Origin of the sequence: Paenibacillus barengoltzii NBRC 101215, assembly GCF_004000745.1 — a bacterium.
Lineage (GTDB): Bacteria > Bacillota > Bacilli > Paenibacillales > Paenibacillaceae > Fontibacillus > Fontibacillus barengoltzii.
Genome location: NZ_BILV01000009.1, coordinates 1 through 23356 on the forward strand (window position 1 = coordinate 1; position 23356 = coordinate 23356).

Annotated in this window: 22 protein-coding genes; 7 read left to right on the forward strand and 15 right to left on the reverse strand. The window is 53.6% G+C overall.

Annotation, left to right across the window (positions count from 1 at the left end):
- The first annotated feature begins 156 nt into the window (after window positions 1-156).
- Window positions 157-2001 (forward strand): asparagine synthase (glutamine-hydrolyzing), encoded by a 1845-nt coding sequence (asnB, locus tag PBA01S_RS03520; RefSeq protein WP_028539359.1) that lies wholly within the window; start codon window positions 157-159, stop codon window positions 1999-2001.
- 362 nt (window positions 2002-2363) lie between these two features.
- Here asnB and PBA01S_RS03525 read toward each other — a convergent pair whose 3' ends face one another.
- The 3 genes from PBA01S_RS03525 to PBA01S_RS03535 form a co-directional block, all read right to left on the reverse strand.
- On the reverse strand, window positions 2364-2999 hold the full coding sequence (locus PBA01S_RS03525; RefSeq protein WP_127575355.1) for an XTP/dITP diphosphatase: 636 nt from the start codon (window positions 2997-2999) through the stop codon (window positions 2364-2366).
- 2 nt (window positions 3000-3001) lie between these two features.
- The gene (rph, locus tag PBA01S_RS03530; protein ID WP_127575356.1) at window positions 3002-3760 is read right to left on the reverse strand and encodes a ribonuclease PH; all 759 of its coding nucleotides are present in this window, start codon (window positions 3758-3760) and stop codon (window positions 3002-3004) included.
- Window positions 3761-3914: 154 nt separating this feature from the next.
- Window positions 3915-4973, reverse strand: a complete 1059-nt coding sequence (locus PBA01S_RS03535; RefSeq protein WP_085170830.1) for a GerMN domain-containing protein — start codon at window positions 4971-4973, stop codon at window positions 3915-3917.
- Between the two features lie 154 nt (window positions 4974-5127).
- Here PBA01S_RS03535 and PBA01S_RS03540 point away from each other — a divergent pair, with 154 nt between their 5' ends.
- The gene (locus PBA01S_RS03540) at window positions 5128-5694 is read left to right on the forward strand and encodes a phosphatidylglycerophosphatase A family protein (RefSeq protein WP_174844455.1); all 567 of its coding nucleotides are present in this window, start codon (window positions 5128-5130) and stop codon (window positions 5692-5694) included.
- Between the two features lie 64 nt (window positions 5695-5758).
- Here PBA01S_RS03540 and PBA01S_RS03545 read toward each other — a convergent pair whose 3' ends face one another.
- The 3 genes from PBA01S_RS03545 to PBA01S_RS03555 form a co-directional block, all read right to left on the reverse strand.
- Window positions 5759-6760 (reverse strand): MBL fold metallo-hydrolase, encoded by a 1002-nt coding sequence (locus tag PBA01S_RS03545; RefSeq protein ID WP_127575357.1) that lies wholly within the window; start codon window positions 6758-6760, stop codon window positions 5759-5761.
- Window positions 6757-7491 (reverse strand): class I SAM-dependent methyltransferase, encoded by a 735-nt coding sequence (locus PBA01S_RS03550; RefSeq protein ID WP_085170829.1) that lies wholly within the window; start codon window positions 7489-7491, stop codon window positions 6757-6759. The genes PBA01S_RS03545 and PBA01S_RS03550 overlap by 4 nt, the downstream gene beginning before the upstream one ends.
- Window positions 7492-7677: 186 nt before the next feature.
- On the reverse strand, window positions 7678-8691 hold the full coding sequence (locus PBA01S_RS03555; protein ID WP_254899816.1) for a peptidylprolyl isomerase: 1014 nt from the start codon (window positions 8689-8691) through the stop codon (window positions 7678-7680).
- Between the two features lie 247 nt (window positions 8692-8938).
- Here PBA01S_RS03555 and PBA01S_RS03560 point away from each other — a divergent pair, with 247 nt between their 5' ends.
- A complete protein-coding gene (locus PBA01S_RS03560) occupies window positions 8939-10294 on the forward strand; it encodes a dipeptidase (protein WP_127575358.1) in 1356 nt (451 codons plus the stop codon).
- Window positions 10295-10451: 157 nt separating this feature from the next.
- Here PBA01S_RS03560 and PBA01S_RS03565 read toward each other — a convergent pair whose 3' ends face one another.
- The 3 genes from PBA01S_RS03565 to PBA01S_RS03575 all read right to left on the reverse strand — a co-directional run bounded on the left by PBA01S_RS03565 (window position 10452) and on the right by PBA01S_RS03575 (window position 12883).
- Window positions 10452-10676 carry a helix-turn-helix domain-containing protein gene (locus tag PBA01S_RS03565; RefSeq protein WP_016311073.1) on the reverse strand — a complete coding sequence of 75 codons (225 nt, stop codon included), beginning with the start codon at window positions 10674-10676 and terminating at the stop codon, window positions 10452-10454.
- Window positions 10677-10794: 118 nt separating this feature from the next.
- On the reverse strand, window positions 10795-12285 hold the full coding sequence (gene glpK, locus PBA01S_RS03570; protein WP_127575359.1) for a glycerol kinase GlpK: 1491 nt from the start codon (window positions 12283-12285) through the stop codon (window positions 10795-10797).
- Window positions 12286-12427: 142 nt separating this feature from the next.
- Window positions 12428-12883: a MarR family winged helix-turn-helix transcriptional regulator gene (locus PBA01S_RS03575; RefSeq protein WP_016311071.1), complete on the reverse strand. Its 456-nt coding sequence runs from the start codon at window positions 12881-12883 to the stop codon at window positions 12428-12430.
- 234 nt (window positions 12884-13117) lie between these two features.
- On the opposite strand from PBA01S_RS03575, the gene PBA01S_RS03580 reads away from it, so the two are divergent.
- The 3 genes from PBA01S_RS03580 to nagA are packed head-to-tail and all read left to right on the forward strand — an operon-like array spanning window position 13118 to window position 15899.
- Window positions 13118-13987, forward strand: coding sequence for a MurR/RpiR family transcriptional regulator (locus PBA01S_RS03580; RefSeq protein WP_028539352.1), 870 nt, complete (start codon window positions 13118-13120; stop codon window positions 13985-13987).
- Entirely contained in the window at window positions 13981-14709 is a 729-nt protein-coding gene (gene nagB, locus PBA01S_RS03585) for a glucosamine-6-phosphate deaminase (RefSeq protein ID WP_016311069.1), read from the forward strand. The genes PBA01S_RS03580 and nagB overlap by 7 nt, the downstream gene beginning before the upstream one ends.
- A complete protein-coding gene (gene nagA / locus PBA01S_RS03590) occupies window positions 14709-15899 on the forward strand; it encodes an N-acetylglucosamine-6-phosphate deacetylase (RefSeq protein ID WP_085170827.1) in 1191 nt (396 codons plus the stop codon). The genes nagB and nagA overlap by 1 nt, the downstream gene beginning before the upstream one ends.
- A gap of 90 nt (window positions 15900-15989) precedes the next feature.
- Here nagA and PBA01S_RS03595 read toward each other — a convergent pair whose 3' ends face one another.
- Window positions 15990-17048: a YhcN/YlaJ family sporulation lipoprotein gene (locus tag PBA01S_RS03595; RefSeq protein WP_028539349.1), complete on the reverse strand. Its 1059-nt coding sequence runs from the start codon at window positions 17046-17048 to the stop codon at window positions 15990-15992.
- 212 nt (window positions 17049-17260) lie between these two features.
- Here PBA01S_RS03595 and PBA01S_RS03600 point away from each other — a divergent pair, with 212 nt between their 5' ends.
- Entirely contained in the window at window positions 17261-18331 is a 1071-nt protein-coding gene (locus PBA01S_RS03600) for a glycosyltransferase family 4 protein (RefSeq protein WP_127575360.1), read from the forward strand.
- An 86-nt stretch (window positions 18332-18417) separates the two neighbouring features.
- Here the strand turns inward: PBA01S_RS03600 and PBA01S_RS03605 are convergent, their stop codons facing one another.
- The 5 genes from PBA01S_RS03605 to PBA01S_RS03625 form a co-directional block, all read right to left on the reverse strand.
- On the reverse strand, window positions 18418-19488 hold the full coding sequence (locus PBA01S_RS03605; RefSeq protein WP_254899817.1) for a glycosyltransferase family 2 protein: 1071 nt from the start codon (window positions 19486-19488) through the stop codon (window positions 18418-18420).
- 17 nt (window positions 19489-19505) lie between these two features.
- Complete coding sequence (locus PBA01S_RS03610) at window positions 19506-20492, reverse strand: polysaccharide biosynthesis protein (RefSeq protein WP_085170824.1); 987 nt, start codon at window positions 20490-20492, stop codon at window positions 19506-19508.
- Between the two features lie 27 nt (window positions 20493-20519).
- Window positions 20520-21830: a nucleotide sugar dehydrogenase gene (locus PBA01S_RS03615; RefSeq protein ID WP_085170823.1), complete on the reverse strand. Its 1311-nt coding sequence runs from the start codon at window positions 21828-21830 to the stop codon at window positions 20520-20522.
- Between the two features lie 66 nt (window positions 21831-21896).
- On the reverse strand, window positions 21897-22826 hold the full coding sequence (locus tag PBA01S_RS03620; protein ID WP_127575361.1) for a glycosyltransferase: 930 nt from the start codon (window positions 22824-22826) through the stop codon (window positions 21897-21899).
- 90 nt (window positions 22827-22916) lie between these two features.
- The gene (locus PBA01S_RS03625) at window positions 22917-23324 is read right to left on the reverse strand and encodes a hypothetical protein (RefSeq protein WP_028539343.1); all 408 of its coding nucleotides are present in this window, start codon (window positions 23322-23324) and stop codon (window positions 22917-22919) included.
- Window positions 23325-23356: the final 32 nt, after the last annotated feature.

The window sequence follows — 23356 nt, forward strand, 5'->3', positions numbered from 1 at the left end:
CTTATGCCTTGCTCCAGCTCGCGATATACTGCCTCCACGCCATAGTTTTCCATAATGGACAGACATTTTATGCCCTCGTTCGGCATAATTTGTTAATACTTTTCACCCGGTCGGCAAGCGGGGACTGTAAAGCAATGCGGAGAGGAGATAGCAAAAATGTGCGGAATAACCGGCTTTATCGAATGGAACCGGGACCTGACGAAAGAATCGGACTTGGTGTTATCCATGACGTCCTGTCTGGAAAAACGGGGACCGGATGCCCAGGGAACTTGGATTTCCGGCCCGTGTGCCTTCGGACATCGTCGCCTCAGCGTCATGGACCCCGAGAACGGGGCACAGCCGATGATTATTCATGAGGAAGATGCGGTATTCACGATTGTATATAATGGGGAAATTTATAACGCACTGGAGCTGAAAGCTGAACTGCAGCGGAGAGGCCGAACGTTCCGTACCAACTGTGATACGGAGGTGTTGCTGCAATCGTATATCGAATGGGGACCGGATTGCGTCTACCGGCTGAATGGGATTTTTGCGTTCGCCATTTGGGACAGCGTTCGGGAGCATGTCTTTTTTGCCCGGGATCGCCTTGGTGTCAAACCGTTGTTCTACAGTGAAATTGACGGTACGTTGATCTTTGGTTCCGAGCCTAAAGCGATCTTACGCCATCCGAAGGTCGAGCCCGTCGTCGGGCCCGAAGGTCTTGCCGAAATTTTTGTCATCGGTCCAGCGCGGACGCCGGGCCATGGCGTGTACAAGGATCTAAAAGAACTGCGTCCAGGCCACGTCATGATCTTCAACCGCAATGGGCTGCGCAAATACGCTTACTGGAAGCTGGAAGCCGAGCCGCATACGGACAATGTGGAGGAAACGGCCGCAACGATTCGCCAGCTGCTGCAGGACACGATGGATCGTCAGCTCATTTCCGACGTGCCGGTATGCACCTTGCTGTCCGGCGGTCTGGACTCCAGCGCATTAACCGCACTGGCCGTCGATTATTACAAGCGGACCGGCCAAGGTCAAGTTAACACGTATTCGATTGATTATGTCGACAACGACAAGCATTTCCAAGCCCACAGCTATCAGCCTGGTGCGGACGGTCCGTGGATTCAGCGGATGGTCGAGGAACTGCAGACCGCCCATCACGCCATCAAGTTCGATACGCCTGAACTGGTTGCGGCGCTGCCCGACTCGACGATTGCCCGCGATTTGCCAGGCATGGCAGATGTGGACGCCTCATTGTTGCTTTTTTGCCGGGAGATCAAAAAAGGAGCCACCGTCGCCATCTCCGGCGAAGCCGCAGACGAAGTCTTTGGCGGTTATCCATGGTTCCACCGCGAGGAGCTCCTCAATTCAGGAACGTTTCCGTGGTCGGTGGCAACCGGGCTGCGCGCAGATCTGTTGTCACCGGAAATCCGCGAGTGGATCAAACCGGAACAGTATATCGCCGACCGTTACAGCGAAGCGGTCGCAGAGACACCGAAGCTGGAAGGGGAAAAAGGGGAGCGGGCTCGGATGCGCGTCATGTCGTACCTGAACATCACCCGGTTCATGCCAACGCTGCTGGACCGCAAAGATCGCATGAGTATGGCGGCAGGATTGGAGGTCCGCGTGCCTTATTGCGATCACCGTCTGGTGCAGTACGTCTGGAACATCCCATGGGAGATCAAAACGACCGGGAACCGGGAGAAAGGGATTTTGCGCAAAGCGCTGGAAGGCATTCTGCCTGAAGACGTTCTTTACCGCAAAAAAAGCCCGTATCCCAAAACGCATAATCCGAACTACCTGACGGCTGTCCGCGATCAAATGCTGAAGATTCTCGACGACCCGACCTCGCCGATTTTGCCGCTCATTAATGCGGACAAAATTCGTGCCATCGCCGCGTCCAAGGAATCGTCCTCTAACCTGCCTTGGTTCGGCCAGCTGATGAGCGGGCCGCAGCTGTTTGCGTATCTGTCGCAGGTGAACTTCTGGCTGAAAACATATAACGTGAAAATCCGGTAATTGAAATGCGAAAAAGCAAGCCGGGAACCTCCCCAAGGTTCCTGACTTGCTTTTTGTGATGTCGCTTATAGTGGGTTGCGAAAAAATAACTGGAAAACCTGCCGTTAATTTTACTGGTTCGGGTGCTTTAACAGGCATTAACGGTATTTCCTGACGTTAATTTCGGGCATTTGGGCCGTTTCCGGCCTTTAGGGCAAAATTAACTGTAGGTTTTACCGTTAATTGGTGCAACGAGCCAAAAAGTCGAAAATTAACAGGAGGATTTACCGTTAATTTCCCGCAAGCAAGCGGCTATGAGCCAAGCCGCACGGGCTGCACGGTCTCCTCGGGCCTCACGTGCTGCACGGTCACACGGCCCTCGCCTACTTCCCTGCAGCCGCCCCGCTCAGCTTGTCCGCCAACGCCCGCAGTGCCGCACCGCGGTGGCTGATGGCCTGCTTCTCCTCCAGCGTCAGCTCGGCCATGGTCTTCTCGTACGCCGGCAGGTAAAACAGCGGGTCATATCCGAACCCGCCGCCGCCCGCCGGCTCGGAGGTGATCCAGCCCTCCACTTCGCCGGAGGCTTCGATAAACTGCCCTTTGGCCGGGTCGTACAAGGCCAGATGGCAGACAAAACGCGCCGTGCTCAGCAGCGGCTGCTCCGTATCCTCGCCCAGCCGCCGCTTCTCCAGCTCGGCGAGCAGCTTCTCGTTGTTATCCTCGTCGCTGGCGCCTTCCCCGGCATACCGGGCCGAATACACGCCCGGCGCACCGTCCAACTGGTCGACGCAGAGGCCCGAATCGTCGGCCAGGACAGGACGGCCCAGGGCGTCGCCAACCGTTTTGGCCTTCTTGCGGGCATTTTCGGCGAAGGTTGCCCCGTCTTCCACAACTTCCGGCGCATCCGGGTAGTCAGCCAAGCTCCGAACCTCTTTGCCCAGCGGCTCCAAGGCATGAGCAAATTCCCGCACCTTCCCGGCATTCCGGGTCGCCACGATAATCTCCGTTCCTTCGATCATGCCTACACCACCGTTCCGGACTGCCCGCTTACGATCAGCAGCGCAATCGGCCCCAACGCCTCACGCTGCTGCTCGATCATCTCCCGAATTCCCTTCTCGGCGAGCGCCAGCATTTGATCCAATTCCGCTCGGGAGAAGGGGTTCTCTTCCCCGGTGCCTTGCACCTCAACGAATTGGCCGTTGCCAGTCATCACCACGTTCATGTCGACCTTCGCTTTGGAATCCTCCTCATAGTTGAGATCCAGCAGCGTGTTCTCCCCAACGATCCCTACGCTGACGGATGCGAGAAAGTCGGTGATCGGAAACTTCGGCAGCGCGTGCTTCTGAGCAATCTTGTGCATCGCTAACGCCAGCGCCACGAACGCCCCGGTAATTGACGTCGTCCGCGTTCCGCCATCGGCCTGCAAGACGTCGCAATCGATCGTGATAGATCGTTCACCAAGCGCCTGCAGATCGACGACCGAACGCAGTGCACGGGCGATGAGCCGCTGGATTTCCATCGTGCGGCCGCTCAGCTTCCCTCGGGCTGATTCCCGCTGGTTCCGCGTTTGAGTTGCGCGAGGGAGCATCGAATACTCCGCCGTTACCCAGCCTTTGCCCTGCCCTTTCATAAACATCGGGACCTTCTCTTCGACCGTAGCGGTACACATCACCTTTGTATCGCCCACCTCGATGTAGACAGACCCCTCTGCGTATTTATTAACATTGACGGTTAAATTCATCGGCCGGCGCTCGTCCGCCTGGCGTCCGTTGCTTCTCATCTTTTACTGCCTCCTACGTGTTCTTGCTGTCAATATGCTTTCCCTATTCTACCAAAGTGTGGGCATAAAAGCACCTTTCCATTCGGCCAAAAAAAAGAACCCTGCACCTCGCAGGGTCCGGTTTGCATCGTAGGGCGTGCCGCGGACAACATAGTTACAGCGGGATTTCGTTAATCGTTTCCGGCCGTATCACCGGTTCGCTGTAGGTCTGGTTATCCAGGCCGACAACTTCCTTCTGACCGTTGAGCCAAATGCGCACCTTGCTGTCGTCCCGGTTCTCCGTCACCGTCAGCACCAGGGATTGCAGCATTTGTGCTGGCAGCTTCTCCCCAGCTTCAAACATATCGTCCTTCAGCGCAACGGTCACAATGCCGTCCTTCGAGACCTCGACGCTTTCCAGCTTCGTGTTATCGGTCACGACCCGCTCCAGGCCGTCTCCTTGTTGCGGCCCTTTGAGCAGCTCGCCGAGCGCGGATTTCACGCGATCGCCGTCGGCCGGGACAAATCGCGTCACCGGGACGAAGTATTGAACCCCCTCTGGCGTTGCTGCGGAGAAGTAGACAATGACCGGGCTTAGTTGGGATAAGCCGGATTCTGCTTTAATTTCGAGATTAATCCCAAAATTACGGCTAAGCGGCCGATCCAGCGGCGTACCGTTCACCGGCATTTCGTTTAACTTCTGCCCGTCCACCCATAGCTGAACCTTCTCCACATCCGGCGTTCCGGTCAATGTCCAGGTCAACGCTTCAAGAATTTTGCGCTCATCGGCGGCTTCATAGCCCGTAAATGCTTGGTTAAACTCGACGACAGCCAGCTTCTCATCTTTTTTAACAGTTACAGCCTTCACTTCACTGCCCGCCGGAAGAATGCCGTTAAAACCAACCGGGAGGAGGCTCGCATACTTGCCGTCCTTCACCAGCATCTCCAGCATCCGGTTCAGCTTCAGCGAAGCCTCGCCATCAGGCAAGTGCAAGGCGACCGGGGCCAGCAAGCCATGCTCGTTCACCAAGTAAACTGTAGAGAGTGCTTCCTCCTGGGCAAAGCTTGTCTGCTCCGCGGCATCCAGACCTTCCAACATTTGCGTTTCAATATCGGTAGGCGGAGGATCGATTTGAGCGGAGCTTCCCCCAAACATACCGCAGCCCGACAGCAGCAGCGGAAGCGTAATTGCCCCGGCGGCAGCCGTATTTCGTAATCGGCGGTTCCATTTCATTTTTGCTCGTGCCTCCCTAAGTTTTTCATTTGGCTAAGGTTTGTATTACTATATATACGAGCCTTGTCCCGAAACATAACTATATTTTTCCGGGATCTGGACAAACTTCTTCATATCTTGCCAATCCAACTATTAATGACGAGGAGTAGAGTGTATGGGGATGGAACAACCAAAGGCCAAAGCGCCTTACAGCCTGAACAGCAAAAAGGTCGCTGATGCCACTAAAGAGTGGCTGCACAAGCGCGGCGTAACGACGGAGCAAATCGCGGAACTCGTAATGTTTTTGCAACAAAAATACTACCCGAACCTGACGATGGAAGAGTGCATACATAACGTGGAGCAGGTGCTGACCAAACGCGAAGTGCAAAATGCGGTACTGACCGGCATTCAGCTCGATATTTTGGCGGAGCAGGGGATGCTGATCCCTGAACTGCAGGAGATGATTGCCAATGACGAGGGGTTGTACGGGGTGGACGAGATTCTGGCCTTCTCGATCGTCAACGTGTATGGAAGCATCGGCTTCACCAACTACGGTTATGTCGATAAGCTGAAACCGGGCATTTTGGAGCGGCTGAACGACAAGACATTGGGGCCGTGCAATACGTTCTTGGATGACATTGTCGGCGCCATTGCTGCCTCGGCCAGCAGCCGGATCGCCCATCGCAAACAAGCCGAACGGGAAAAAGAACGCGGTGAAGAATCCCTTGACTCCGAGCGGTGAGCCGCATCATGCAACCCAAAGAAGGACGGCAAATCCAAGCCGTCCTTCTTTGGGTTTTATTAGATTATCTCACCGGAGCGTACCGGATGATCTCGGTTTCACCGGCTCCAGTCTTTTGCTCTTCCACCCGTCCTTGCCGGGCCAACTCCACGAGATGCGCCAGCGTCTCCGACATCGCAAAGCGCATTTGGTGAATGCTCAGCTCTGTGCCAAATAAGGCGGTACAAACGTCAAAGGCCGTTTGCGGCCGCTCCTGCAGCAACCGTTCGATGCGCAGGAGGCGCTCACCGTGATGCTCAAGCAACAGCCGCACACGCTCTGTAAAATAATCAAACGGATGGCGGTGCCCCGGATAGGCGGTTGCCACCTCGTAAGCGCTCAGCTTCTCCAGCGAATCCAGGAATGATTGCAGCGGCTGCGGATCACTGCCGGGCAGAAAGCTGACGTTGGGCGAGATTTGCGGCAGCACCGCATCCCCGCAGAACATCAGCTGCTGCTCGGCATGATAAAACGACAGGTGCCCCGGAGCATGTCCAGCCGTTTCAATCGGCAACCAGGCTCGTCCCCCCATCTGGATCAACTCCCCCTCCCGGAGGAAGGTCACTTCAGGAGCCGGAGTCACCTGGGTAAAGAAGCCGTTCAGGTGTCCCGGCAGCTGGCTGTACCACGATTCGGGCATTCCGTGCCGCCGATACAAATCAGGCAGCGCTTCGTGCATCCGGCTCTCCGGCCCCCACATCAACCGCGTTTCTTCATACGCCCGCGGAGACATGAAGACGGTCGCTCCGGTGATTTCCTGCATATATCCCGCCAAGCCATAATGATCGGGGTGATGGTGGGTTAAGACAATTTGCGTCACGTCGCGCGGCGAAATCCTGAGATCCTGCCAGGCTGCACGCCACTCCTCAATCGTCTCCTCCGTTCGCGGTCCCGGATCGATGATGGTAATCCCCTCATCCCCCTGCAGCACATAGCTGTTCACCCGGCGAAGGGGAGGGGCCATCGAGATCGGAACCCGAGCCACGAGCTCCCGGTCCCAGAGCTGGATTTCCGGTAGTAATGTCATGCCCGCACCCCCACCAAAATCATGCGCCGAGACGTGTTTGGATCGTAAAGTTCTTCGTCATAATCCCCATGAACGTTCTGCAAGGTTAAACCGGCCTCCTTCAGCATCTGCCGAAAATCATCCAACTCGTACAGTTTAATTCGTTCCATATAATGCCTTGGCTCTCCGCCAGGTGCGGTAATTTCAATATCCTTGATGACATACCCATCTTCAATCCGACGTCGTTCCACAATCTGCTGCCCCGCGTCCTCCCGTTCCGAATACGGAACAAGATGAGCGGCAACATACGCAGGATTCAGAAAATCGAGAAGGAAGCGGCCGCCTGACTTCAGAACGCGAGACGCTTCGCGCAGCACTTTGATCTGCTCCTCGTCCTCTTTAAAATATCCAAATGAAGTGAATAAGTTCACCACCGCCGCAAACTCCCCGCTTTGAAACGGCAACTCGCGCATATCCGCTCGGTGCCAGATGATCCGACCTTCGGGGTCGAGGCGTCTCGCCTCGCGCAGCAATACCTCTGACAAATCCACGCCGGTCACCTGGTACCCTGCTTCGGCCAGCGCCAGTGAATGGCGGCCCATGCCGCAGCATAAATCCAACACCTTTGCGCCGAGAGGAAGATGAAGCCAGCGAATCATCCGCTGAACCTCGTGTTTCGCACCTTGCGCGTCGCGGTGCTTATACACCAGCAAATAATCTTCCCCGAAACTTAGCTCATACCATTCCGCCATGTGCCCCTGCCTCCATGCATTCCGTCCCATTTAGAGATGTACTTTAATGCATCCGTGTATCCTCATTGTACTGTCAGATTTCCAGAAACACAAAGCGATCTTGCTGTGCAGGATTCGGAAACCGACATGCCAAAAACCGTCGAAGCTCTGCTCCGACGGTTTGAAGGGCTGCGTTCTGCAACCGAATTACTCGGCTGCGGCTGCATCCGTTAACGTATTGGTGATTTGGGCTTTGCTGCGAACATCCTCCAGCCAAGCTCCCGACATGCTGGATACCTGTTGGGAGATCAGGGTCTTGCGGATCTCGTCCTTCTTCTCATCCAGCGTTGCTGTATGGGCTTCCTTCTTATCGGTGACTTTGATGACCTGATATCCTTCGCTTGTCTTAACGGGGTCGCTAATTTCGCCTTTGGCCAGCTTGAAAGCGGCCTCTTCCACCGCTTCTTCTCTCTCGCCGCGGGCGAAGAAATCGGTGTCCCCGCCTTGATCCTTCGTCGCCGTATCCAACGATTTGCTCTTCGCCAGCTCTGCAAAATCGGCGCCTTCCTTCAACTGCTTCACGATGTCCTTCGCTTCCTCTTCGGTTGCGACCAAAATCACGGAAGCCCGCACCTGTTCCGGTGTATTAAAGGAATCCTTATAGGTTTCGAACGTTTCCTTCACCTGATCATCGGTGACATTGATCTGCGGTTCCAGCAGCTTCGTCAGCTTCAGCTCCATCACGACCTGCTTGCGCAAATCGTCCATGGTCATCCCGTATTGTTCCAAAGCTTGATTCAGCGCTTCTTCCGAACCGAACTGGGTTTTGTAGGTCTCGATTTCGGTGTCGACATCGGCATCCGTGATCGTGATATTTTTCTTAGCCGCCTCTTGGTTCACAAGCTCTTGATTGATGAGGTTCGTCAGCGCCTGCTCTCCGCCATTGGCAGCCAGTTCTTCATAAAGCCGGTCCTTCGTAATTTCCACACCGTTCACCGTCGCAACGGCCTCAGCCTTATTCGTTGCAAACGGCGGTTTGATCAACACCACAACCAGCAAAACGGCCAGGACCAACGAAACGATCTGCCATACTTTATTGCTGGATTTCGGGGCTTGTGGGGCTTGTCCCGGTGCAGTCTCGGTCTCCCCGTTCATGGGAACCATGACCGGCGTATCATACCCATCATTTGCTCCCTGCTCATTTCTTTCTTTTTCGTCCATACGTCTTTGCGACTCCCTTCTTCTGAAGCGTTCAAGATTCAATTCAGTCGTGCTTTCTTGACTTTACCAGATATCCATCGAATTTACCTTAAATATTCCTGAAAAAAAGCACATCTCTTTTAAGTTGCATTTAAGGAAACGAAAAGCCCGCGCGGTGACTGACATTACCCAATCATTCGTTTTCTTGGCAAAAAAGGTGTAGAATATACGGGTAAACCTAGTTCTAGTTCGGGAGGAACATTTGACGATGGATTATCAAGCTTACTTTAATACGAACCGTGAACAACACTTGAAGGAACTCGGCGATTTGCTTCGGATTCCCAGCATCTCAGCTTTGTCCGAACACAAAGGCGATGTGCAGAAAGCTGCCGAATGGATCGCCGAAGCGTTGCGCCGCGCCGGGATGGAATCGGTAGAGATTCATCCTACCGCAGGGCATCCGATCGTTTATGCCGAGCATCTGCATGCGCCTGGGAAGCCAACCGTTCTCGTATACGGGCATTATGACGTTCAACCGGTAGACCCGCTGAATCTGTGGGAGACGCCGCCGTTTGAGCCATCCATTCGGAACGGCAAGCTGTATGCCCGCGGAGCGACAGATGATAAAGGCCAAGTATTTATGCATATCAAGGCCGTAGAGGCGATTTTGAAGCAGGAGAAAGAACTTCCCGTTAACATTAAGTTCTGCATCGAAGGGGAAGAGGAAGTGACCAGCCCGAACCTGCCCGCCTTCTTGGAAGCGAACCAGGACAAGCTGGCCGCTGACGTGATCCTGATCTCTGACACCGCGCTGATGGCACCGGGCAAACCGGCGATCTGCATCGGCCTGCGCGGCTTGTGTGCGATGGAAGTCTCGGTGTATACCGCCAACACGGATTTGCACTCCGGTACCTATGGCGGCGGCGTCCCTAACGCGTTGCATGCGATGGTATCGCTGCTCGCTTCCCTGCATGACGAGCAAGGCCGAGTCACGGTCGAAGGCTTCTATGAAGGCGTACACGAGCTGTCTGCACTGGAACGCGAAGAGTTCGCCAAGCAACAATTTGACGAAGAGAAGCTCAAGCAGGACCTTGGACTGAAGGAGCTGTTTGGCGAAGCGGGGTACTCCTTCGTTGAGCGGACCGGAGCCCGGCCAACGCTGGAACTCAACGGGGTGTACGGCGGATTCCAAGGGGAAGGAACCAAAACGGTACTGCCGAAGGAAGCCCACGCCAAAATCACCTGCCGCCTCGTTGGCGACCAGGATCCGCAAGCCACGATCGATCGCATCGAACGGCATCTGCACAAACATCTGCAACCGGGAGCAACCTTGAAGGTCAAAGCGACCGAGAAAGCGCGTGCCTTCACCTGCAATCCGGAAGATCCGATGCTGCAAAAAGCGGCCGATGCCTACGAAGCCATTTACGGCACTCGGGCGCTGTTTACGAAGGACGGCGGTTCGATCCCGATCGTCGAGACCTTGTCCCGCGTCCTGTCGGCTCCAGCTGTGATGATGGGCTTCGGGCTGCCGGATGAAAACCTGCATGCGCCGAACGAACATTTTAACCTGGAGAACTTCGACAAAGGGTTGCTCACGATCGTTCATTATTTGAAGTCGCTGTAAGCAACGTTCGTTTAGCCAATAACCTCCGGCATCTGATGTGAATAGGATGCTTGGAGGTTTTTTTATTGGTGAAAAATGCGCACAAAAAAACCTTCCCTTTCCCCCTTGCGGGGTGAAAAAGAAGGCTTGCGGCTTTCTACGAACACGTAGTTCACCGTCAGATTTTCAGCTCCCCAAGCTTGATCAGCTCGACAACCGCCTGCGCGCGACCTTTGACATTCAACTTTTGCATGACGTTAGAAATGTGATTACGGACGGTTTTCTCACTAATAAACAGTTGCCCGGCAATGTCGCGCGTCGTTTTATCCTGCACGAGAAGCTCGAAGACCTCTCGTTCACGATTAGTTAACAGAAATTTGCTGTTACGATCGCTGCTCTTCAAAATGCGTCACCCCTCCTTGCTCGGGTTTTGTGGTTTAACAAGGTTCAGGGATACAGTCAACACATCTTATGAAGAAACAGGGTTAATGGTGCGGTGCCGTATAGAAATGGGCGGCCCGTTATTTGAAGGCCATCGCGGCCTGAACCGCTTTCAGCCAGCCTTGGTAGAGCGCTTCCCGTCTAGTCTGCGGCATCGTTGGGATAAACCGGCGTTCCAGGCGTTTGCACTGCGCGACTTCATCCATATCGCTCCAGTAATCAACCGCGAGACCCGCCAAAAAGGCCGCGCCCAACGCCGTCGTTTCGCCAATCGCCGGACGTTCTACAGGAACTCCAAGAAGGTCGCTTTGGAACTGCATCAGAAAGTTGTTTGCCACCGCGCCACCATCCACTTGCATGGACCGAACAGCATATCCGGCATCCTGCTCCATCGCACCAAGAACGTCTTTGGTCTGGTAAGCCAACGCCTCAAGCGTCGCCCGGATAAAATGCTCCTTCGTCGTTCCCCGCGTCAAGCCAAATACCGCGCCGCGAACCTCGCTGTCCCAATACGGGCTGCCGAGACCGACGAAGGCCGGAACAACGTAGACACCTTCCGTGGAGTTTACGCGCGATGCATACATCTCGCTGTCTTTGGCGTTCCGGAACATGCGCAACCCGTCGCGCAGCCACTGAATCGCCGAGCCGGACACGAAGATACTGCCCTCAAGAGCGTACTCCACCTTTCCGTTTAGGCCCCAGGCCAAGGAGGTAATCAGCCCGTGCTCTGATACGACAGGGGTGCTGCCGGTGTTCATCAGCATGAAGCAGCCGGTTCCGTACGTTGTTTTGACCATTCCTGGTTGGAAGCAAGCTTGCCCGAACAGAGCTGCCTGCTGGTCTCCGGCCGCCCCTGCGATCGGCACCTCCTCCCCGAAGAAGTGATACGGAACCGTGGTGCCATACACTTCGGAGGAGGATTTCACCTCAGGCAACATCGCCTTTGGGATATCCAGCAGAGCAAGCAGTTCATCGTCCCAGGTCAGCTCGTGGATGTTGTACATCAGCGTCCGCGAAGCGTTCGAATAGTCGGTGACATGCAAGCGTCCGCCGGACAGCTTCCAGATGAGCCACGTATCGATGGTGCCGAACAGCAACTCGCCCTTCGCCGCCCGCTCCCGTGAGCCTTCGACATGGTCGAGGATCCACTTGACCTTGGTTCCAGAAAAATAAGGATCGAGCAGCAACCCCGTTTTGGCTCGGAACAAAGCGTCATGCCCAGCATTCCGCAGCTCCTCGCAAATGGCGGCCGTTTGCCGGGACTGCCAGACAATCGCCGGGTATATCGGAGTGCCGCTGTCTTTTTCCCAGACGACCGTCGATTCCCGCTGGTTCGTAATTCCGATTCCGGCAATTTGCCGCGGCTTGATCCCGGATTCGGATAAGCAGGAAGCGATCACTGACAGGATCGAGCCCCAAATCTCGTTAGGATTCTGCTCAACCCAACCGGGTTCGGGGAAGTACTGTGGAAATTCTCGCTGTGCCGAATGAACAATCTCCCCTTGCCGGTTAAAAAGAATCGCCCGCGAGCTCGTTGTGCCTTGATCCAAGGCCAAGATATATTTTTCCATGAAACTCCTCCGTTTCGGTTTGATGAAATAACGCTTACATTCTTATGTCTATCATAACCCGGCAACTTACGTGTACGCTATCAGAACAGGAGATAAAAAAAGAACCACGGCTCATCTCCATGGTTCCTTTCCGTTAACATGTTCACCGTTCCTCATCCGCCTTGGAATTGTTGGATAGCTTCTCCAAAATTGTGATCATCATCTCCAGCTCCTGTTGGCTGAGAACGGATAAATGCGTTTTCAATACTTCCCTTGATTTCTTTCGAGCTTCCGCCAACACCTCGGCCCCCCGCTCGGTTACCGACAGCAGCACCGCCCGCCGGTCCTGTTCGTCATGCCGTCGCTCCACGAATCCGCTTTGGACCAGACGATCGACCATCACTGTAATCGCGCTGGGCTTCACCTCCAGCTTGTCAGCCAAATAGCTGACATTGCAGTTGGACTTCTTCGCAATCAACATCAGCGTATGAAATTGCGGGCCCGTCAGACCAAGTTCCTGATGGTGCATTAATTCGCTCTTCACTTTCCGAAACGAACGGGTCCATACCGACTCGATCCGATCTATGTAATTGTCGAGATCAAAGGACAACAATACCATTCCTCTCTCCGATAATAACCCTGCTTTTAAAGTGTATTATGCGAACACCGAAAATTCAAGGAATCTGTCGCCATTTGACGGGCAACCCTACTTGAAAAGGGCGGGAAAATCGCTTATGATGAAACCGAGTTATCAAAATAATTTTCACAATCTGCAGAAAATTAATAAAAATTATTTTCGCAGAAAGCGAACAAGCTTATCAACGGCTGAACTTCCTGAGGGAGGGACTTATCTATGACACCCATATTGCATGCGGTATCCAGTCACTTAGAGACGCTGTCGCCGCAGGAACGCAAGCTGGGCGAATACATTTTGGAGTCGCCGGCCACCGTGATTCATCAGGGAATCACAGAGCTAGCCAATGCGTGCGGGATTAGTCCCTCCACGGTGACAAGGTTCTGCAAGACGTTTCACTTTAAAGGCTTCCCTGATTTCAAAATGAAGCTGGCTTCCGAGCTGGCTCACAAGCCTGCCGAGAACCACTACCAGGACATCATCGCCGGCAACGACCTGCAAAAAATCGTCGAAGCGATGGAAACCAACCATCTCGCCTCGATTACCGACACCACCCGGCTGCTGGACATGAACCAGCTGTCTCGGGCCGTTGAGGCACTATGCTGCGCCAAGCGCATTGATCTGTACGGTGTGGCGACTTCCTCAATTGTCGCCCAGGACTTTTACCAGAAGCTGGTGCGTATCGGTAAGAACTGCACCGCCTTTGCGGATTCCCATATGCAGATCACTTCCGCCTCTTCGCTCAACGAAGGCGACGTAGCGTTGGCGATCTCCTACTCAGGTGAAACGCCAGAAACGATCGATGCCCTGCGCTGCGCCAAGGACAGCGGTGCTATCACGATGTCGCTCACGCAGTACAGCAGCAACTCTCTGGCTTCACTTGCAGATATTGCTTTATTCTCCTCCTCGTTAGAGGAAGGCATGCGCCGAGGCGATATGGCTTCGCGGATTGCGCAGCTGCACGTCATCGATATTTTATTTACGGGCATGGTCAGCTTGGAATTCGAGGACTTCATTCCGAAGCTGGAGAGCTCGTATCAGAATGTTCAAATTTATCGTAAAACCCAAGGAGGGCAACACGAATGCTGAATATTATTAAAACCAACAGTGAGCAGCAATTTAATGAAACCGGGGCTGGTATCATCGCAAGCCTCCTGCAATCTAAACCTCGGGCGATTTTGGGGCTGGCTACCGGCAGCACGCCGGTCGGAGTGTATGAGAAGCTGATCGAATTGTATAAGCAAGGCAGCGTCAGCTTTAAGCAAGCCAGCAGCTATAATCTGGATGAGTACATCGGTTTGCCGGCAGACCATCCAGAGAGCTATCGCCGTTTCATGGACGAGAAGCTGTTTAATCATATTGATATTTTGCCTGAAAATACGCATGTCCCTGAGGGAAATGCTCCGGATCCTGAGCAAGCTGCCAAGGACTATGCCAAACTACTGGATCAAGCTGGCCAAATCGATTTGCAGCTGCTGGGCCTTGGACATAACGGCCATATCGGGTTTAACGAGCCAGCAGATGAATTGACGGGGCCACCGCATGTCGTGAAGCTGCAAGAGCGCACACGGCTGGCGAATGCACGCTTCTTCAACTCCATTGACGAGGTGCCAACTCACGCGCTCACCATGGGGATCGGCTCGATCCTGCAGGCTAAACAAATCCTGCTTATGGCCAAAGGCGAAGACAAAGCCGAGATTATCGCCAAAGCGTTGAAGGGGCCGATCACGACCCAATGTCCAGCTTCACTGCTGCAAACCCATCCGAATGTAGTTGTCGTCGTTGACCAAGCTGCGGGGAGATTCCTGTGATGAGCAGCGCCGGACGTACCTTCAACCTGATTCATGCCGAAGTTGTCACCCCGCGCGGGACGTTCCGCGACGGCGCAGTGGCGGTGAAAGACGGCGTCATCACTTACGTCGGCACCACCGCAGGATTGCCTGAAGCTCATGCCGCAGGTGTTGAGACGATGGATGCCAAAGGCAGCTATGTGCTGCCCGGCTTTATCGACGTGCACGTCCATGGCGGCATGCTGGAGGATTTCTCTAAACCAAGCAAGCAAGGTCTGGACGCGATTACGAAGCTTCACTGCAGTCAGGGAACGACATCGATGTTGGCGACAACGATGACCCTTCCGAAGGCGATGATCGACAACGTGCTGGAAGAAGTCCATCAATATATGGCTGGCGAGATGCCTTATGCCCAGTTGGTTGGCGTACATTTAGAGGGGCCATTTATCAGCCCGAAATGGCCGGGCGCCCAAAATCCCGAACACATCGTCCCGCCGAATCGCGAATGGATCGAAGGCTGGGAACAGCAGTATCCGGGGCTAATTAAACAGGTTACGTTTGCGCCTGAACGGGATGGAGCACATGAGTTGATTCGCTATTTGCGGAAGCAGGGAATCGTCGCGGCTGCCGGACATACCGATGCCACGTACGAAGAAATCATAGCCGCTTACGAGGTGGGCTTGAATCACTCCGTGCATATGTTTAACGCCATGACGCCGTTGCATCACCGCAAACCGGGTACCGCCGGGGCCATCCTGAGTACGCCGGGCATCAGCGCAGAAATTATTGCCGATGGCATTCACGTTCATCCAGCAGCCATCCGGCTGCTTAGCAGCGTGAAGACCGGCAGCAACCTGCTCCTGATCACCGATGCGATGTCGGCTGCAGGCTTAGGTGACGGGGACTACATGCTTGGCGATTTGCCGGTTGTCGTGAAGAATAATGTCTGCACGCTGCGCGACAGCGAAGGCACGTTAGCCGGAAGCACGTTAACGATGATTCGCGGTTTCCGCTATCTCGTCCAAGAGGTGGGATTGTCGATCGAACGCGCATCGGAAGCCGCCAGCGTCAATCCGGCGAAGCTGATTCGCATCGATCATTACACCGGCTCGATCGAAACCGGCAAACAGGCGGATTTGCTGTTGGTTGACCGTGATTTGGAACTGCAACGTGTATGGGTCAAAGGCCGTGCATTCCAAGATCACGAATAATCCAAATCCTCCAAACACAAGATAAAGCGCGAGACGCAGGAAGATTTCTTCCCGCATCTCGCGCTTTTTGGCATTACTGTTAAACCGCCGTTAGCGGGTCGTCCCTCCGGTGAAGCCGGCGTTCATGTCACGTGCACCTGTTCCTGTCCCATTGCCCATGCCGGCATTAGGTCTAGTTGGCGCATAGCCGTTTGGTCCAGTCATCGTCCCTGCACGGCCGGGGAATACACGGTTAAGCATCGTTTCAAAATCTCTGATGTAGTTGTTCAGCGTTCCTCCGCCACGGGACTCTGTAGCATATTGGCCGATGGTGGATACAAAATCGGAATCGCTTGTTACATAAACGTTGCGGATATGCGGTGCCGTTTGCTTAATGGCAGCCTCGATCCGGTTCTTCAAATCCTGGGAAACGTTGCTCGTTCCAGCTCCCAAGGCCCCGTTCCCTGTCGTGAAGCCCGAAGGGGTGTTCGTCATTCCACGCGTACCCATTCGATCTGTTGTCGTTCCGGTACCTCGGTTCACGCTGGACATGCCCATATTGCCCCCAGGATACATCGACCCGGAGCGGTTGCCAGTTGTACCGGTGCCCTGTATAGAGCCGTTGTTGTTACGGCTTACGTTGTTCCCGGTTCCAAACCATCCGCGTCCAAGGTCAAAGAGCCCGCCCAAACCGGCTCGATCGTTGCCGCGAGCTAGTCCGTTGTCCCCAGCCCCGCGGGTACCATAGTCCGCACCGTAAGGCCCGCCAACATTCGTCGTACCCAGGCCCACTCCGTTTGGACGTTGCATACCATAGGCGCTAGTTCGGCCATTCATATTCATGCCGTGGAGTGTGACACCTACATATGCATCACGGTCGGTAACAACGACATGTGCGGTTTGAACGTCGCGAAGCTGTGCCACCTTGTTGCTAAGCGCAGGGCTGTAACGCAGGGAACGGATACGCGTATCCTGTCCGCTGCCGGCGCTGCGGGAGAACAGACGGTTGCCGGGGTTCAAAGAATTGACATCATAATTGCGGTTATTGCCCCGTAAGCTTTGCGTACGCACATTATTGTCGCCCTTTCCGTCACCGCAGCCTGCCACTAAAGCCATCCCTGCAATTAACGCTGCGGATAACGATAAGTTTACGACTTTCGCTCCTCGCATGTAGTCAACCTCCATCCGAAAAAGTAATGTATGAAACAGGACTTATGATGCGCCAAATCCCGTAGTCGTCATACAGGTAAACATAACCGAGCCACCCACCTGCCACCTGAGCTTTTGCAGGCTTTTATCGCGGGAAATCTACCCACACGTCCAAATCAGATGACGCGTACACTAAATCTGAGACGCTGATTAACCTCAAGGGGTGCTGGCCCATGAAAGTGCTGTTTACGTTTTACGTTCCGAGCGGCGGGGTCGAAACATTAAACCGCTTGCGCTGCGAAGCGCTCAGAAGCCGGAACATTGAAGGCCATATTTTGTATTTGCGTCCCGGTACCGGGCTCATCAACACGCAGCAGGCTAATATTCCCGTAATGGTGGACCCAAGCGATGCCGAACTCGCTCAACGTTTGCCGCAATATGATGCCGTTATAGCTACCTCGGATTATTGGATGCCCGGACGGCTGCGCCGGCTTGGGTTTCACAAACCGATAATTTTTGAAATTCAAGGCTTGGGCACGCGGGAGCAAGCGGATCAGACGCTTCGGGAAGGCAAGGACGAAATCTTACGAAATTGCCAGGCTTCGCTGATGCCTCCAACCCCCCATTTGATGGAGTTGGCCTCCACCCACTATCCCACATTGCCCAAGTTCGTATTGATGAATCCGCTGGATACTCGGCACTTCCGTCATATCGCACAACCGAAGTATCCGGTACCCATTATCGCTTGGGTCGGACGTCTGGACCCGAATAAGAACTGGGAATTATTTCTGAAAATTACGGCCGCCCTGCTTCGTCAACGTCCACAGATGGAAATTTGGATGTTCCTCGATTATCAACTTCCGTCTGAGGAGACGAAAAACAAGTTTTGGCAGTATGTTCAACGCTTGGGATTAGAATCCAACCTGAAATTGTATCCGAATACCCCCAATCGGGAGATGCCTTATTATTTATCCCGCGTCGGCGATTCCGGAGGGCTCATGATTTCCACATCTACCCTGGAGGGCTTCGGATATGCCGTTGCCGAGGCATTAGCTTGTCGTTGCCCCGTGCTGACCACCGATTCGGATGGTGTACGTCTCTTTATCAAACATAATGAGACGGGAAAATTTTTCGCGTACCCGCAAGTGGGCCAAGCGGTTGCCGGCGCATTGGAGCTGATGGATCATCACGAACAGCGGGAGAAGATCCGCAGCATGGGGGAACAGCATGTCCACCAGTGGCTGTCGCCGCAACAATATGCTGATTCCTTCCGCCAAATGTTGCAAAGCTTAGGAGTAAAATAAAGAAACAAATGAAAGAACCTCCAGGAATCTGGAGGTTCTTTTGTCGGCAATTGTTCTGCAAAATGCATATACTATTGGGGAGCCGCCTATGAGGTAGACGTATTTTCCAAAGCCAACTTCAACTTCTTCTCATTTTCACGGAGGCCTGGATCCTCTGGCAAATAACGAAGCGCCTCCCGGTTATGTTCATACGCTTGACGTAAATGGCCAAGCCGCGCATAACACAAACATAACCGACTATGCGGCAACCAGGTTCGGGGCGCCGACTGAACGATCGCTGTCCAACTGCCAACATGGGCATTCTGTAACGCCTGACCGTACCAATAGACTGCCATCGCCCATTCCTGTCGATCCTCCATACATCTTCCGATCGCACAGCAAATTTCCGAACTCGGAATTTGATATTGGAGAGATCGCAGCAACGTCTCCAGTTTCTGTCCTTCGCGTCCCAAAAAACCATAGCAATCCGCTAAACGAGCGCAGGCCAGAATCAGATCATCCCGGTTCGCCATCGGATCGAGAAGGAATTCCGTAAACTGCGGTACGGCTTCCTCATATCGTCCAGCATCTGCGAGCTCGCATGCGAAATGAAAACGCAGTCTTCCTTGCAGTTCACCGCCGGAAGCCAAATGATGCTCGATGATCTTTAAATTTCGGCCGGAATGGCCCCCGGTTCCGCGATGAGTTACAGCGATATCCGTTAGCAGCTGCTTTCCATCCGGAATATCCAAGTATTCATGTACGATGCCAATCCAGCGATACTTCCGGCTCCGTTTGACTAATCGGTTCCGCCGGGTGTAGGCCAGCGGCGCTCCGGTCTGTTCCTCCTCATGCAGCACATAATTCATCAGAACCGCGTCGATGTCGGAGCTCAAATTTTGCTTGAGCTGAAGGAGCTTGGCGCGGTTGGGTTCGGTGAACACATCATCGGCATCCATCCACAGAATATATTCACAGGTTGCCAAGGAGAAAGCGAAATTCCTTGCAGCCGCAAAATCGTCCTGCCAAGCGAAATCATACACCTTGGCCCCGAATTCCTCCGCAACCGCCTTCGTGCGGTCGGTTGAACCCGTATCTACGATCACCATTTCGTCCACCAGATCGGAGACGGACTTTAAGCATACGGGTAAACGGGCTTCTTCGTTCTTGACAATCATACATAAACTTATCGTGATCAGTTCAGGAACCCTCCCTCCCGCAGCAGTTCTGCCACTTCGGCCTTATCAAGCAAAGAAGCGTTGGAATTGTATTCAGAGAACAGTTCGCGAGGCAAGCTGGAATAATGGGCAATGAGTTCCTTGGAGCTGGGAGGAAGAATGACATAATATTGATCGCTATACTTGAGTGTATAAGGAGCTTCGTACCGGGAGACCAGCACCTCATGCAGCTTCTCTCCTGGCCGAATGCCAATTTCCTGCACCGGAACGTGATGTCCGACATAATGCTCCGTAAGCACCTCGGCAATATCGATGATGCGGCAAGCCTTCATTTTCATCACGAACGTTTCGCCTCCGATGGCTGTCGTGGCCGCTTTGAGCAGAAGATCGATCGCTTGGGACAAGGTCAGGAAGAAGCGCGTCATCTCTCGAGCGGTAATCGTTAAGTCTTTCCCGTCCCGCAGTTGGTTAATGAACAGCGGAACTACGCTGCCGTTCGTCCCCAGCACGTTCCCCCCGCGGATACAAGTGAATCGGGTATGTTCACTTAAATCGTTGGCGCGAATCATCAGCTTCTCCCCGATCGCTTTGGTCATCCCGTACGTATTGGTCGGATCCACCGCCTTGTCGGTAGATACGTCAATCACCTTGATAACCTTATTCGCGATGCTCGCCCGAATGATGTTTTCTGTGCCGAGCACATTGGTCTTAAGCGCTTCTTCCGGCTGGAATTCGCAAACCGGCACATGCTTTAGCGCTGCGAGATGAAAGACATAATCGACTCCTTTACAAGCCGCCTCCACCGCCGTGTAATCCCGGACATCGCCGATCAGATAGCGCATGGAGACGTGCCCGCTAAATTCCCGCTGCATCAAGACCTGAGCGTATTCGTTTCTCGAGAAAATGCGAATTTCCCGCGGTCCCTCTTGCAGGAGCCTCCTCGTCAACATTTTCCCCCAGGATCCGGTCCCGCCGGTAATTAACACGATTTTGTCTCTAAACATCTATATACCTTCCTTTCGTAACTAGATTCATCGAGAAATTCCGTTTTGAGCGGATCCTGTTTTTCCGCCCCCCAACCTAACGATCCGCGCCTTGCCTTGCATACCGGCCACTGCATTCCGAGTATCGAACACGAAACGTGCGTGCTTTACGACCTCCTCAAGCGGTAATCCGCGGTGACGTACCGCAATCAACACACCGTCCGAGGAGGCTAAGCGCTCAGCTGTCAACTCCACCGAGAGCAGCTTAGTTCCGCCGATCTCCACCTTGGGAATCAACGGATCATGATAATCGACTACAGCACCAGCGGCCATGAGCAGCCGGATCACCTCAAGCACGCTTGATTCGCGGATATCGGCGACATCCTCTTTGAACGTAACTCCGAGCACCAAAATCCGCTTGCCAGCAAGAGTGGAACCGTCCATTTCCTCTTGCAGTCTGGACACAATGTAACTTGGCATTTCGCGGTTAATCCGCGTGCTGAGCTCGATGAACGAACTCTCCATTCCCAACTGCTGTGCTTTCCATTGCAGATAGATCGGATCCACCGGGATGCAATGTCCGCCTACGCCTGGGCCAGGATAAAACGCCTTAAAACCAAACGGCTTCGAGGAGGCGGCCTCCACCACTTCCCAAACGTTGATTCCCATTTGATCGCAGAGCAAAGCAAACTCGTTGATGAATGAAATGTTTACGAAACGAAAGGTGTTCTCCAGCAGTTTCGCCATTTCCGCCGTTTCTGTCGAGGATACCCGTACCACAGTGCGAAATCCTGCACGATATAGCTCTTCCATCCGATCTGCGCAAGCCGTGGTAACTCCGCTAACAATCTTAGGAATATCCCGCAGCGAGTAACGGCGGCTTCCGGGATTCACCCGCTCTGGCGAAAATCCAACAAAGAACTCCGTCCCGAGGTTCAGACCGCTTTTTTGTAACAGCGGCAAAATGACTTCCCGAGTGGTTCCGGGGTAAGTAGAGCTTTCCAATGCGACCAACTGCCCGGGCTTAAGATGCTTTCCGATGTTTTCGGCAGCATCGATCAGATAGGTCATGTCCGGCACATGCTTCTTTGTCAACGGAGTTGGTACACAAATAATGACCGCTTCTGCGCTTGCGATTTTGGCGAAGTCCGACGATACCGTCAATTGCTGCGCATCGGTATATCGTTGGATTTTTTCATCAGGAACGTCAGCGATGTAACTGCGTCCCTGTTGCAACAGCTGTAACTTCTGTTCGTCCTTGTCGATGCCGATAACGCGAAAGCCTTGGTCTAGGTACGTTTCGGCCAATGGCAGACCAACATATCCCATACCAACTATGGCTATGATTCGTGACAACATCCATCTCCCCTTTCGCTTGAAGTTTGAACATAAGGACGAGTCTCTGGCTTTCTCTAATGCAGAAATTTAACCAACGATGGAACGGATCATTTGAAGCAGCTGCTGAGTGCGAACGGAGGTTGTATGTTTCTCCCGAACGAACTCATAGCCCTGCCCGCTGATTTTGGCTCGAAGCGATTCGTTGTTGGGATGCAGATAGAAATGAATTTTGGCGAGAAAATCTTGCTCCGATACCGCCACATAATGCACGCCAGATTTAAATCCAAGCGCACGGAGATCAGCGTTCTCGGATGCAAGCAGTAGCGTGTTGCAGGCGAGCACTTCAAAATATTTGCGAAGCGGATAATGGAATTTGGAATCGCAAGTCAGGAAGATCTTGGATCGGTTCACTTCAAGTGCAAAGCCTCGCGCCACCAGCGCCTGGGCATCGGAATCGAAGTTCGTATACCCGGGATGACTGTGATACACAAAGCCGGGAAATCCGGACAAAGCCGTCTTCATCTTATGGCGCAACGGATAAACCTTCGGGTTCGTTGCTCCCATAAGCAGAACGTTGATGTTTTTCCGGCGCCGATAATCCCTGAACACCGTAGGTTCTACAAAATGCGGCAGCCAATAAAGACGGCCCTTAAACTCGGGATACCGTTGCCGGAACGCTTGCTGATACATCACAAAGATGGCGGCTGAAGGATGTCGACGCAGGAACTCTCGTCGCTGCTCGACTTTGGCATGCAGATCATGCATGATCATGCCCCAGGGTAACTTCAGATGTTCCAGCCCTTCAACCGGAGGACAATACGTGGCATGAAACCGATCATTAAACAGAACAAAATCGGGCTGAAAGGGAGCTCGCCGGAGAATGGCCCGCACCTCTCCGCCCCAATGATCCAAGGCTAAATCGGCATATTTTCGCAGTTCCAATTGCATGTAGTGAAAATTCCGTTCCAAATACCGACTGAAATCCTTCGTTACGAACAAAATTTTTAGCCGCTTCATTCCTTCAAATCCTTTTCTATCGGAGCTGATATCCTTTGTTTAGCAGAAAACCTGCCCGGGTCACCCCGAGGCAGGCTTTCTGGGTTCAACCTAACCCTGTTGGGCAATGCCTACTAATGATTCTGGACCGTTACGGACTGCCGTTGTTGCTCCAGAGATAAAGGACGTATAGACGGTTTCCGGAGCAGCCGGAGCCAGAAGGTCGGCGGCTACGAAAGACGTAACTTCTGTGGATACGGCGCTGCTAACTACGCCGTCGAGGGTATAGATGACGTTGGCAGGGTTGTACGTAGCACCGCGAACGATTTCAATCGTAAACGTATCGCCGACGTCTCCCAGAATTCCGATAGTACCCGACAGCACAACGATCGGATTCGGAACGTTCTGCGTTTGCAGCCCGATAATCCCGAACAATGCAGGAGTATCTGTGAGTGGAGTTCCGGGGAAACCAGGCTGGTTGGAGTTCACGGAGCTTCTGGCATCAAGAAAGACACCCATCTTTTAAATCACCACCTTCTTGTAATCTAGTA